This window comes from Bacillus cereus group sp. BfR-BA-01311, from assembly GCF_022664295.1.
Taxonomy (GTDB): domain Bacteria; phylum Bacillota; class Bacilli; order Bacillales; family Bacillaceae_G; genus Bacillus_A; species Bacillus_A cereus.
This window is the reverse complement of record NZ_JAKUHC010000019.1, coordinates 58,780-70,878: the sequence shown is the minus strand read 5'-3', so window position 1 is coordinate 70,878 and position 12,099 is coordinate 58,780. Positions and strand designations below refer to the sequence as shown.

Sequence of the window (12,099 nt, the reverse complement as noted above, 5' to 3'; positions counted from 1 at the left end):
AGCGTTCATCCTGAGCCAGGATCAAACTCTCCAATAAAGTTAGTTTGTCTAGCATCTAAAATAAAAATTGACGTTTCACGTTGTTTGTTTCGTTCAGTTTTCAAAGAACTACTTAGTCGCTCATTTGCGACTTCCTTATGTTAACATCTTCATTTTTCAATGTCAACTAAGTTTTTTAATTTCTTTTTTGTCGTTTTCTGCGTTTCCGCATCAGCGACGGTTATTAATATATCATGCAGTATATACAGGGTCAATACTTTTTATAAAAAAATTTCACATCCCGTTAAAAACTTAAAAACCGCTGTAAAAATCATTATAGCATCCATTCATTCTTGGCTCCCCTCCTATTCATTTCATATCTTACCTCTTTATCAATTTACACGAGAGTGAAAATTCTAAATTTTATGTTATATTATTAGTATAGGAGCGTGGTGAGAATGAGCATTAAGTATTCAAACAAAATCAATAAAATCCGGACCTTTGCATTAAGTTTAGTATTTATCGGCCTCTTCATTGCATACTTAGGTGTCTTTTTCCGCGAAAACATTATTATTATGACAACGTTTATGATGGTTGGCTTTTTAGCTGTTATCGCTAGCACTGTCGTTTACTTTTGGATTGGTATGTTATCTACTAAGACTATCCAAATTATTTGTCCAAGCTGTGATAAGCCAACCAAAATGCTCGGCCGTGTCGATGCATGTATGCACTGCAATCAACCTTTAACACTAGATCGAGATCTAGAAGGAAAAGAATTTGATGAAAAGTATAATAAGAAGAGTTATAAATCATAAGTATCAAGGGAAATACGAATTTGCAAAACTACAAACGTTTCAACTCATTAAAAAGTTGATTTCTTAAAAAATCAACTTTTTAATTGTTTTATTAAATTTATTACACCTATTTTTTCGAAATAACAGTAAACATCCCTGTCATATTAGGCGAATAATCTTTAAAATCATATTTTTCGTAGAATGATGTTTTACCTTGCGACGCAAACAAACCAATGAATGCTTTATCTGGAGCATTCCCATTTAAGTATTCTACTAAAGTATTCATTATTTTCTTTCCAATACCATTCTTTTGATACTCTGGATGAACCACTATATCTTGAATATAGAAATAGATAGCCCCATCACCAACAATTCTCCCCATACCGATGATTTGATTATTATCCTTGACTGTTATACAGTAAATCGAATTTTGAAGTGATATTTCCGCCACCTCAAAGTTCATATAGTTAGTCCATCCCACAGAATCACATAAATATTTATATTCTTCCAATGTTGGAATGTTATTTTTAATCTCATATTTCTTCAAAATGTCCCCTCCAAGAATTCATTTCCACCAATACAAAGTAAATTCGACAAACTTTTATCTAACCCTTCTTACTAACTTAGCACTGTAAATCCCGATTAACCTCACGCTAATCCTTATATAATAAAGAAAGAGGCTGACGTATAGCCGTCAGCCTCTTTCTTTATTATATATTACGCCTTATGACACTCTGGACAAACGCCATAAATTTCTAAGCGATGACTATTGATAACGAAGCCTGTCGTTTTCGCAGCTTCCTCTTCCAGCTTTTCCAAGCCTCCATAAGGAAAATCAACAATCTTACCACATTTTTCGCAAATCACATGATAATGTTGACTTGTAACATAATCAAATCTACTTGAAGCGTCTCCATAAGTTAATTCCTTTACAAGTCCAACCTCTTTAAACACACGTAAGTTATTATAGACAGTTGCAACACTCATATTTGGAAACTTACCTTCTAATGCTTTATAAATATCATCCGCTGTTGGGTGCGTCATTGATTCCACAAGGTACTCTAAAATAGCATGACGCTGTGGAGTAATGCGTACACCCGTATTTTTCAGCATTTCTAGCGCTTCTTTTAATTCTTCTTTGACCACCGTCATGCACCCCGATTCTATACGGATTATTATTTTATAATTCTTATAAAGAGTGTACTCCTTTTCTTATAAATCGTCAATATTTCTACTATAAGTATGTAGTTTATTTTTATATTCAGGACTTGTTTTTATGTATCTTTCCCTTTTTTCTTCATATATTCCATAGAAAAAAGTGCGACATAATCGCACTTGGAATACTATCATCTGAGGAGGTATGCCCTACACTTCCACTTTATGTAAGGCAGTAAAATATGTATAGACACTTGCCTTGTTTCTGCATATTTTATCTCCAATGTAGATTTATTTTATATAAGAAAGAACATCCTCAATATGTCCTTTCACTTTCACTTTACGCCACTCTTTTACAAGTTCACCGTCTTTATTAATAAGGAATGTAGAACGCTCGATTCCCATATACTCTTTCCCAAAGTTCTTTTTTAACTTCCAAACATCGTATAACTCTGCTACTTTATGATCTTCATCTACTAAAAGTGTAAATGGCAATTCATGTTTCTCAATGAATTTCAAATGTCTATTCGCTGAATCAGGACTTACTCCAAGAATAACCGTATCCTTCTCTTGAAATACTCCATACGCATCACGAAAATCACATGCTTCAGTTGTACATCCTGGCGTCATATCTTTCGGATAAAAATAGAGAACTACATTTTTACCGCGGAAATCAGCTAGGCGAACTTCTTCTCCGTTACTTCCCTCTAATGTGAATTCTGGTGCCATTTCTCCTACTGTAATCATAGTTATCACTCCTACTCTTTTCCTTTACTATAACAAATGCTTCCTTATTTTTCATTGTCTATTACAGACCTCATCACAAAAGCAAAAGGGAGTGTATATCCAATTAGCGCTTCTGCGATTGCAATCCATCGCCCAATTCCAATCGGAGATATGTCACCATATCCAACAGACAATAAAGTAACTGCGCTAAAATATAAACAAACTTCGACGAGTTGAAAAGAATGAGCGTTCAAACTTTCTCCGTCCTCTTTCAAAACTGCAAAACCCATTTCCTCTAATACAACGTAACTTAATCCAAATGCAATTAGTACTGTTGTATAGATTAAAAATAATGTGGCCAAATTATAGAGCGAAAAAAAACGCGTTGAATCTGAATAGGAACTCCATAATAATTGGACACTTTTCAAAATAGCGATTGCTGCAATTAATAGAATAAATCCCCATAACATGTCCTCCACCTCATTTTATATGTATGAGGTGGAGAACTGATTTATCCCTTAGAAACGAACAAGCTTCTATAATTAATTACCCGCGCCACGATACCTTTTTACCCCTTGGTTCCAGAGGGTAATTGCAATCGTAAAACAGATAACACCAACAATTGGCGTCGCAAATGCATAACTATTCCATTCTGTTTTTCTTAAAAAGTATGCCGCTGGATATACTCCAACAAACGCAAACGGTAAAACAAACGTTAAAATGAAACGAATTACACGATTATAAATATTAACAGGATAGCGCCCGTAATTACCTATGTTATACATAAGAGGCATAATTGAACTTTTCGCATCCGACCAAAAACCAAGGCTCGCCAGCGTAACAAATATCCCTCCATATACAAGTGCTCCTCCTCCTACCATCAATATAAATAAGAAGAAATCATACCAGTAAAAAGATAATTGTAACTCCACAGCTGCATATCCCATTACAACAATCCCTGTAATAGCTCCAATTAAAGATTCAAGTTCCATTCTTTCTAATATAATTTGAAATAGGCTATGGATCGGCCGCGTTAATACACGATCCATCTCCCCTTTAATAATGTATCGATCATTAAAATCCCATATATTAAAGAAAGCTGAAAAGATGGCAAATGGTACTAAAAAGAAACCATAAATAAAGATTACTTCTTCTCGACTCCATCCCTTCAATGCTTGTGTATGCCCAAATACAACGAGAATAAATATTAAATTAACTGCTTGAAGCGATAAATCAGAAAGTAAACCAACGATAAAATCGCCTCGATACTCCAATTTTGTTTTTATATATTGACTTGCATATTGTAAAAATAAGTTTATATATAGCATCTCATCATCCCCCTTGTACAATTAGACGTTTTCTCGCCGTTCTCCACATGAGTACAATTGGAATAATAAGTACAATCGCCCAAATCACTTGAAATACTAAAGCCTCATACAACTTACTCCCCTGTATACCTTCAGAAAAAATCATACTTGGAATATAACTAATAGCCTGAAACGGTAAAAACATCATTGCTTTTTGGGCCCATAGCGGATAAAAACTAATTGGTAATAATAGACCTGAAAATAAATCAATAACAACGCGTTTTGCATACATAATCCCACTATTATTAAATAGGAAAAACGTAAGCATTCCCGTCATTAAATTAATTTGTGTATTAATAATAAAACTAAATATTAAAGATAAGAAGAAATATAACCAAGTTTGAAAATTTGTTGTAATTTGCAACGAAAATAATAACGTAACGATAACCATGCCTGGAATGGAAAAGAAGGCAAAACGGAATATTCCCTCGCCAAGACCTTGCATAACTTTCATTCCCAAATAGTTATACGGACGAATTAATTCTACAGCCACACGTCCTTCTTGGATCTCCATCGCAATTTCCCTATCTATATTATTAAAATAGAAGGCACGTGCCATCCACGCGATTGCGATATACGTGGTCATTTGCGAAATAGATAAACTTTCAATATTCTCTTTTCCGCTATAAATTGCTTGCCATAAAAAATAGTAAGCACCGATATTAATCGTATAAATTAAAATCCCGCTATAGTAATTTGTACGATACGCAAGCATCATTAAAAAGCGAATTCGAATCATTTCAATATACTTACCCATGCGTAATACCCTCTTCATAAATGTTACGAATAATTTCCTCTGTAGACACTTCGTTAATTTTTAAATCTTTAATTTGAAAGGCTTGTACTACTTTAGAAATAAGCATTGAAATAATAACTTCTTCATTCGGAATTTTTGCAACCCATGCATTTTCCTCGTTTGCTTTCGACCAAACGACATGATTATCTGGCATAACCATTGATAAAGCCTGATAGGAAACTGGTGCAACAAACTGAAAGTGAATTTCCTTCTCCGCTCCCCACTGCGTACGAAGATTATTTAAAGAACCGTCATACATAATATTTCCTTCATCCAGCATGATAACGCGCTCACATAAAGCTTCAATATCAGTAATATCGTGTGTTGTTAATAAAATTGTTGTTTTATAACGTTCATTCATTTCTTTTAAAAATTCACGTATTTTCAATTTCACAAGTACATCTAACCCAATTGTTGGCTCATCTAAAAATAATAACGGTGGATTATGAATTAAGGCTGCCGCTAATTCACAACGCATCCTTTGACCAAGAGATAATTTTCGAACTGGTTTATCTAATAAGGGCCCTATATCTAACGTTTCAATTACGTGCTCCATATGCTCCTTATACTGAGCGTCTGATACACCATACACTTTCTTTAATAAACGAAACGATTCTTGTACTGCAATATCCCACCAAAGTTGCGAACGCTGTCCAAAAACAACACCAATTGTTCTTACAAATTCTTCTCTTTGTTTATGTGGGTTCATTCCATTTACTGTGATTTGCCCTGATGTCGGAGTTAAAATCCCCGTAAGCATTTTAATTGTTGTTGATTTACCAGCACCGTTCTCACCGATATAACCAACCATTTCACCTTGCTTTACAGTAAAAGATACATCATTTACTGCTGGTACTATTTTATAATTACGATTTAATAAATCGCGAAATGCACCCTTTAAGCCCGGACGACTTGAATAGGCTGTAAACTCTTTACGTAACCCTTGTACCTCAATTACCGATTTCATAATCGGACCCCCCTCCTAAATGTCACAACGAATAGTTTACCCAACTGCCTTCGCTATCACAAACAATACGTCTTTTCGAAAAACATGTTAGAATAATACATAGATTTTTGTAAGGAGATGAATTGTAGTGAATTTCACAAAGTCAGAAGCATTACATAAAGAAGCTTTAGAGCATATCGTTGGCGGTGTTAACAGTCCTTCTCGTTCTTTTAAAGCAGTTGGCGGCGGCGCTCCTGTTGCTATGGAACGTGGGAAAGGCGCTTATTTCTGGGATGTAGACGGAAATAAATATATCGATTATTTAGCAGCATACGGTCCTATTATTACTGGACATGCTCATCCGCATATAACAAAAGCAATTACAACAGCTGCTGAAAATGGGGTACTTTATGGAACACCAACAGCGCTAGAGGTAAAATTCGCAAAAATGTTAAAAGAAGCAATGCCTGCATTAGATAAAGTCCGTTTCGTAAACTCTGGTACAGAAGCAGTGATGACAACGATTCGTGTTGCTCGTGCTTATACAGGTCGCACAAAAATCATGAAATTTGCTGGTTGTTACCACGGTCATTCTGATTTAGTACTTGTGGCAGCTGGATCTGGCCCTTCTACTTTAGGAACTCCTGACTCAGCTGGCGTACCACAAAGTATCGCACAAGAAGTTATTACCGTTCCATTTAACAATGTAGAAACTTTAAAAGAAGCTTTAGATAAATGGGGTCATGAAGTAGCAGCTATCCTTGTAGAACCGATCGTTGGAAACTTCGGTATTGTAGAGCCTAAACCTGGATTCCTTGAAAAAGTGAATGAACTTGTTCACGAAGCTGGCGCACTAGTAATTTATGATGAAGTTATTACTGCTTTCCGCTTTATGTACGGCGGTGCTCAAGACTTACTTGGTGTTACACCTGACTTAACAGCGCTTGGTAAAGTTATTGGCGGCGGCTTACCAATCGGTGCTTACGGTGGTAAGAAAGAAATTATGGAACAAGTTGCTCCGCTTGGACCTGCATACCAAGCTGGTACAATGGCAGGAAACCCTGCTTCTATGGCATCAGGTATCGCTTGTCTAGAAGTACTTCAACAAGAAGGGCTTTATGAGAAATTAGATGAACTTGGTGCAATGCTTGAAAAAGGAATTTTAGAGCAAGCAGCGAAACATAATATCGACATTACATTAAATCGTCTAAAAGGGGCTTTAACTGTATACTTCACAACTAATACAATTGAAGATTACGATGCCGCACAAGATACAGACGGTGAAATGTTCGGTAAATTCTTCAAGCTTATGCTTCAAGAAGGAGTTAACTTAGCACCTTCTAAATACGAGGCATGGTTCTTAACTACAGAACATACAAAAGAAGATATTGAATATACAATCGAAGCTGTCGGCAGAGCATTTGCTGCCCTAGCAGACAATAAATAATCCCGTCATTAAAAGGAAAAAAGAAAGCTCACCTTTCTTTTTTCCTTTTTTCTATTTCATAAATTACGTATTAATAGTATAATTATTCATAATTATCTGTTTTATATTCTTTTACAGCATTACTATCTCTGTGTACAAGGTGATTTGCGCCTTAAATAGTAAGATTATTCTAACTTTTACAAAAGGGGGGATTGACGGATGCTCAATAAAAAAAATACATGGACACCGTCTTTATTTCGAGATTATAGAAATGCAGAACATGATGCGTGTGGAATCGTTTCCGTTATGGAGAAACGAAAAATTGCTACAAAAGAAAACATTGACCTTTGCATACAATCACTCGTCAAAATGAATCATAGAGCTGGTTTCATTAATGGCGAGGGCGATGGCATCGGCATTCACATTGATATACCAAAAACACTTTGGAATGAAAAACTAAAAAGTAGCGGATATAATCCAACGATTGTGGATCATCCCCACTTTATCGTTGGACATTTTTTTCTAAATAAAAAAGAAAACATTACTGCCTTAAAAGATTATATTCGTACGCAATTAAACAACAAAAACTTTACTATTATTTTCGAAAGTGACGATGCAACAAACTCAGATGCGCTCGGTCCACTTGGTAAACAAGAAGAACCTTTATTTTGGCAAGTTGCCCTTATCGCAGAAAACGAAATTATAAATATTGAGCAAACATTATTTTCTGTCACAATAAAAATAGAGGAAAATGAAGCAATTCATGTTGCTTCATTAAGTCATGATCATGTTGTATATAAAGTTCTAGGTGCTGGTGATACGCTTGTTGCCTACTATAATGATTTACAACATCCGCTTATCGCTTCAACTATGACATTAGGACATAATCGCTACTCTACTAATACATTATCTAATTTTTTTCGTGTACAACCATTTAGCATTCTCGGACATAATGGTGAAATTAACACAATTGCGAAATTACGCGATCAAGCTGAAATGATTGATGTACCACTTACTGCAGGAGGCAGTGACTCTCAAGATTTAAACCGCACCTTAGAAACCCTACTTGTTCAATACGGCTACAGCTTATTTGAAGCAATGGAAATTCTATTCCCACCAATTATTAATGAAATTAAACTTTATAAAACACCTTTACAAGATTTATATACGTATATACGTGAAGCATGGGGACATTTTGCACAAGGACCAGCTGGCATCATTTCCCGTTTTAAAGATGAAGCTGTTTTCAGCGTTGATTCCCTTGGATTACGCCCAGTATGGAAAGTAGAGACAGAGCGCTCTTATATTTTCTCTTCTGAACCTGGAGTTGTATCACCAACTAAATATGTAGCAGAACCAAAACCACTCGCTCCTGGAGAAAAAGTCGGATTAAAATGGAATGAACAAGATGAACTTGTTCTTTATGAATATGACAAATATCAAATCCAAGTATATAACCGTTTTAAAAAGCGAATTGATACTACCAATTACCATTTAAATTTATCTATCCCTGAAACGAAAAAAATCCAAGGGCTATGTGATTCTGTTCAAGTTGAAACGAAACAATACGTCGCTTTCGGATGGGACCGAGAACATATTCAACTTCTTGAACAGATGGCAACAAAAGGCGTTGAGCCAATACGCTCACTTGGGCATGACTCACCACTTGCCGCACTCGATACTGATAGACGAAATATCGCTGACTTTATTAAAGAAAGTGTAGCTGTTGTTACAAACCCTGCAATTGACCGTGACCGTGAAATTGAACACTTCTCTACACGTACTGTACTTGGAGAGCGTCCAAGTTTATTAAGCGGCGCAAAACGGCCATTTGTAGTTGAAATGCTTTCACCAATTATTTTAGAAGGCAGCGTGGCACAACCTATTGCAGAGGAATTACACACAATTACGTACGAACAACTCATAGAGCTATTTAAGACTCATAACTCTATCGCCACAATCTCTGCTACATTCAGCTCGTCAGAAACTCTGCAATGCGCATTAAGCCGCATTAGTTCTGAAGCGATAGCTGCTGTTAACAATGGCGCTTCCCTACTAGTATTAGATGACGCAAAAGCCCATCTAAATGAACGATTGTGGATTGATCCACATTTAGTTACTGCTAAAGTACATCAAGCATTAAGTGAAAATAAATTACGCCGCAATTGTTCTCTCGTTATACGTTCTGGTGCTCTTCGCTCCTTACATGACATTGTCACGCTATATGGATTAGGAGCAGATGGTATTAATCCATATTTATTATTCGCGACTGTAAATGATGGAACAAAAACACCAATTACGAATCTATATACTGCACTTAATAAAGGATTAGAAAAAGTCATTTCAACAATTGGAATTCATGAGTTACGTGGTTACGGACGTCTCTATTCATCTATTGGATTACATGAAGAAATCGCAAATATATTACAGATTACAAATTTCTTCGGTTCAAATGATTTAGCCTTTTCACTTGAATCACTTGTTGAAGATGCAAAAATACGAGCAGAGGATTATAACAATCCTAAAATTAGAATGCGAAAATCATTTCATATATTCCCGCGAATTTGGAAAGCAATCGGCGATGTTGCAAAAGGAAATTCTTATGATGATTACCGTGACAAGTTAAGTGAACTAGAAGAGAATAATCCAATCGCAATCAGACACCTTGTTCAAACGAAACAAACAAAACATGTCGTTCCAACTGAAGAAGTATCTATCGGCATCAAAAATCATAATTTACCATTTATTATTAGTTCTATGTCATTTGGTTCTCAAAACGAAATTGCCTTTCGCGCATATGCAGAAGCAGCCGATCAGCTAAATATGATTAGCTTGAACGGTGAAGGCGGCGAAATTAAAGATATGATTGGAAAATATCCACATACACGTGGACAACAAGTAGCATCTGGGCGATTTGGAGTAAATGCCGAACTACTAAACTCATCAAACTTAATTGAAATCAAAATCGGTCAAGGCGCAAAGCCTGGGGAAGGTGGGCATTTACCTGGTTCAAAAGTGACAGCCAAAATCGCTGAAGCACGTAATGCGACAATCGGCTCAGATTTAATTTCGCCTTCTAATAACCATGATATTTATTCAATTGAAGATTTAGCTCAAATGATTACAGAAATTAAAACAGCTAATCAACTTGCCAAAGTAGCCGTGAAAGTCCCTGTTGTTCCTAATATCGGAACAATTGCTGTCGGTATCGCCAAAGCTGGCGCTGATTTTATTAACATTAGCGGATTCGATGGCGGAACAGGTGCTGCACGTATTCACGCATTGCAGCATGTAGGTCTCCCTGTAGAAATTGGTGTTAAAGCCGCTCACAACGCTTTATTAGAAGCAAGCATGAGACATAAAGTAGAGATTTGGGCAGATGGTGGTATTCGAAGTGTAAATGATGCCTTGAAAATCATGCTCCTCGGAGCAAACCGTATTGGATTTGGCACACTATCAATGATTGCAATCGGCTGTACTACTTGCCGTGGGTGCCATCTAGATACTTGCCATGTTGGAATTGCGACACAAATCGAGTCTGAAGCACAAGCAAAAGAACATGGGTTACGCCGCTTCGTCCCACGCGAATTAGAAAGCGCAGTTGCTGGCCTGCTAAATTTATTCACCTCTTTCGGTGTAGAACTAAAACGATTAACAGGACAGCTTGGTTATACAAATTTACAAGCAATTGTTGGGCGTTCTGATTTATTAGAGCAAGTTCGAGGCGAAAATTTATTAAACTTACGTAATTTACTACAAATAATAGAACATCCATCTGTTACAACAACAGAAGGCGTACCGGAAAAACAATTTAAGACAGTTCATTCCGCTGACTCAAAAGAATTGGTAGGCGTTGGTGTAGAGCAACGCGTTATGGGTGGTCTAGAATCATGTTATCGCGTTCGCAGTAAACTATATGAAGCTACTCAACTTGAACCACTTACATTAAAGTATACGAATGGTTCTATTCCCGGAAATGGGTTAGGTGCTTACAATAGTGAAAATTTATTTATACACGTAAATGGCGGCGCACAAGATGGCATTGGTAAAACTTCCTTTGGTGGTGGGATTTATATAACGAAATCAAAAGGAAAAGACGGAGTATATTATAACGGTTCTGTCGGAAAAGGATTTGGATATGGTGCACAAAAAGGGGCACTATACGTACAAGGGAACGCTGATGCTCGCGCTGGCATTCGCCTTTCTGGGGCAGACATGATAATTGGAGGTAGAATAACAAAACCACTCCGTGAAAAAGAGCAAGGAAATATAGGTGCATACTCCAATATTAAAGGTTTTGCTTTTGAATATATGACAAACGGGCGAGCGCTTGTTTTAGGTGACCCTGGTCCATGGATTTGCGCTGGCATGACTGGCGGTGTTGTTTATTTGCGTCGTGATTCAAACTTAGGCTTAACAGAACAGGCCTTAAAAAGAAGAATCGCAAAAGGCGCAAATGTTACATTACAACCAATTAGTAAAAATGGTTTGAAAGATGTAACTGAATTATTGCTAGACTATATTCGTGTACTAAACGAGCACGAGCAATATGAGGAAGTTGCTTTGTTAACACCCTTATTAGATGATATACAGAACAAGTTTTTTGAGATTATCCCGAAAAAAGAACAGGCAGATCCATCTATCTCAACAGAGTAAAAAGAGTAATTTTCATTATTAAGAAAAAATTGACGAAGTACGCTTCTCATAGTAATCTATAGTAACAATTTGAGACCTGCTGAAATTCAGCAGGTTTTTTTACTAAAAACTGATGTTTAAAAGGAATTAGGAAAAATTATAAAGTGAAACTTTAATTAGCCTACAACAATCGGACGTTTACCGGCATCCAGCTTCTGAATTTTGAGGCGTGAATCTTACTACTCACAATTAGCGGGATAAAATGAACACTAATT

At 36.4% G+C, this 12,099-nt stretch carries 10 protein-coding genes; 3 read left to right on the top strand and 7 right to left on the bottom strand.

From position 1 onward, the window contains the following. Positions 1-437: 437 nt before the first annotated feature. Positions 438-794, top strand: a complete 357-nt coding sequence (locus tag MR136_RS25835) for a YgzB family protein (protein ID WP_000025058.1) — start codon at positions 438-440, stop codon at positions 792-794. A 106-nt stretch (positions 795-900) separates the two neighbouring features. Here MR136_RS25835 and MR136_RS25830 read toward each other — a convergent pair whose 3' ends face one another. The 7 genes from MR136_RS25830 to MR136_RS25800 form a co-directional block, all read right to left on the bottom strand. Beyond that, positions 901-1,320 (bottom strand): GNAT family N-acetyltransferase, encoded by a 420-nt coding sequence (locus MR136_RS25830; protein ID WP_000759737.1) that lies wholly within the window; start codon positions 1,318-1,320, stop codon positions 901-903. A gap of 170 nt (positions 1,321-1,490) precedes the next feature. Then, positions 1,491-1,919, bottom strand: a complete 429-nt coding sequence (gene perR, locus MR136_RS25825) for a peroxide-responsive transcriptional repressor PerR (protein WP_000237829.1) — start codon at positions 1,917-1,919, stop codon at positions 1,491-1,493. Positions 1,920-2,219: 300 nt separating this feature from the next. Then, positions 2,220-2,675, bottom strand: a complete 456-nt coding sequence (bcp, locus tag MR136_RS25820; RefSeq protein ID WP_000633710.1) for a thioredoxin-dependent thiol peroxidase — start codon at positions 2,673-2,675, stop codon at positions 2,220-2,222. Positions 2,676-2,719: 44 nt separating this feature from the next. Further along, entirely contained in the window at positions 2,720-3,124 is a 405-nt protein-coding gene (locus MR136_RS25815; RefSeq protein WP_000964343.1) for a potassium channel family protein, read from the bottom strand. Positions 3,125-3,196: 72 nt separating this feature from the next. Beyond that, complete coding sequence (locus MR136_RS25810) at positions 3,197-3,982, bottom strand: ABC transporter permease (RefSeq protein ID WP_000965773.1); 786 nt, start codon at positions 3,980-3,982, stop codon at positions 3,197-3,199. Positions 3,983-3,986: 4 nt separating this feature from the next. Beyond that, entirely contained in the window at positions 3,987-4,778 is a 792-nt protein-coding gene (locus tag MR136_RS25805) for an ABC transporter permease (RefSeq protein ID WP_000521519.1), read from the bottom strand. Then, positions 4,771-5,784, bottom strand: a complete 1,014-nt coding sequence (locus MR136_RS25800; protein ID WP_017673811.1) for an ABC transporter ATP-binding protein — start codon at positions 5,782-5,784, stop codon at positions 4,771-4,773. The genes MR136_RS25805 and MR136_RS25800 overlap by 8 nt, the downstream gene beginning before the upstream one ends. Before the next feature lie 127 nt (positions 5,785-5,911). Between MR136_RS25800 and hemL the strand changes: the two genes are divergently transcribed. Together hemL and MR136_RS25790 are read left to right on the top strand one after the other, a co-directional pair. Continuing rightward, complete coding sequence (hemL, locus tag MR136_RS25795; protein WP_001011863.1) at positions 5,912-7,210, top strand: glutamate-1-semialdehyde-2,1-aminomutase; 1,299 nt, start codon at positions 5,912-5,914, stop codon at positions 7,208-7,210. Positions 7,211-7,408: 198 nt separating this feature from the next. Next, positions 7,409-11,845 (top strand): glutamate synthase-related protein, encoded by a 4,437-nt coding sequence (locus MR136_RS25790; protein WP_242259670.1) that lies wholly within the window; start codon positions 7,409-7,411, stop codon positions 11,843-11,845. The last annotated feature ends 254 nt before the right edge of the window (positions 11,846-12,099 follow it).

Excerpts from the sequence above, each read along its gene's own strand:
- MR136_RS25835 (WP_000025058.1), top strand. The coding sequence starts at position 438 with ATGAGCATTAAGTATTCAAACAAAATCAATAAAATCCGGACCTTTGCA.
- bcp (WP_000633710.1), bottom strand. The coding sequence starts at position 2,675 with ATGATTACAGTAGGAGAAATGGCACCAGAATTCACATTAGAGGGAAGT.
- MR136_RS25815 (WP_000964343.1), bottom strand. The coding sequence starts at position 3,124 with ATGTTATGGGGATTTATTCTATTAATTGCAGCAATCGCTATTTTGAAA.
- MR136_RS25810 (WP_000965773.1), bottom strand. The coding sequence starts at position 3,982 with ATGCTATATATAAACTTATTTTTACAATATGCAAGTCAATATATAAAA.
- MR136_RS25805 (WP_000521519.1), bottom strand. The coding sequence starts at position 4,778 with ATGGGTAAGTATATTGAAATGATTCGAATTCGCTTTTTAATGATGCTT.
- MR136_RS25800 (WP_017673811.1), bottom strand. The coding sequence starts at position 5,784 with ATGAAATCGGTAATTGAGGTACAAGGGTTACGTAAAGAGTTTACAGCC.
- MR136_RS25790 (WP_242259670.1), top strand. The coding sequence starts at position 7,409 with ATGCTCAATAAAAAAAATACATGGACACCGTCTTTATTTCGAGATTAT.